General features: G+C 63.3%; 1 protein-coding gene. It reads right to left on the bottom strand.

All coding sequences use genetic code 11. The features are described from left to right. Positions 1-598, bottom strand: a 598-nt coding sequence (locus ACOVRJ_RS15670; protein WP_422044765.1) for a reverse transcriptase domain-containing protein, incomplete at its 3' end; no start/stop codon positions are given. Positions 599-1,008 lie beyond the last annotated feature (410 nt).

The raw sequence follows: 1,008 nt of genomic DNA, 5'->3' as shown, positions 1-1,008 counted from the left end.
TGTCGTGGTTGACCCGGTCAAAGAACTTGGCCAGGTCCACGTCCACCACCACGCGTTTGCCCGATTGGACGTACGCCCGTGCGGCCTTGACCGCATCGTGCGCACGCCTGCCCGGTCGAAACCCGTGGCTGTGTTCGCTGAGCGTGGGGTCGATCAGCGGTTGCAGCGCTTGCAAAAGGGCTTGCTGGATCAATCGATCTATGACCGTCGGGATGCCCAGCTCACGCTGGCTACCGTCTGGTTTGGGGATCAATACCTTGCGTACCGGACTGGGCCGGTAACTTCCTGCCAGCAGCGCTTGGCGGATGTCCGGCCAGCTCGTGCGCAGCGCCTTGGCGGTTTGCTCAATATTGAGCCCGTCCACCCCCGCTGCACCCTTGTTGGCCTTGACTCGCTTCCACGCCTCTTGCAGGTTCTGTCTCGTCAACGCCGCCTCCAGCAGGCCGCCAGTGCCCGCCAGCTGCTTTGCCGACCCTGTGCGCGGGTGCTCAAGAGACGGGCCGCAGGCTTCGTCGCTGGCAAGATCACTCGCGGCTTCACCGCTTGCTGCGCTTGCCCGCCCAGGTTGCCCCGGCATCTGACGCATGGCCTTTGACATCCTCTTGTCCTCGCTCACTCACTCTCGTTCGGTCCTTCGTGCTGGCCGCACCTCCCGTTCGGGTTTCGGGCTTGCACTACTACGACCTCTGCTGACTTCTCGCTCCGGCACAGCCGTCGCCCTTTCAGGCACGAGGCGAGATCTCCCCAGGTAAGGGTCGCACACCTTCGTCGCACAACCGCCGCATCTACGCCACTTCGCCTTGGTCACAAGAGCTTCGTGGTCTATGGCCCACTCGCCCTGCTTGGCAACGCCTTCTATGCGGTTCTTGTTCATCGGCTCGCGATTTATGCTCCACGCTTCCTTCCCACGCTCGGTCGCCCTCACGCAGTTGCGCTTGACTTTGCTCACTGTGACCAGCTCGCAGCGGGACTTACACCCGCAGGTGTGCGCCCATGCTGGGCGCACCA

The sequence above is a fragment of the Roseateles sp. genome (assembly GCF_049240545.1).
GTDB lineage: Bacteria > Pseudomonadota > Gammaproteobacteria > Burkholderiales > Burkholderiaceae_C > Paucibacter_A.
This window is presented reverse-complemented; position numbering and strand designations above follow the sequence as displayed.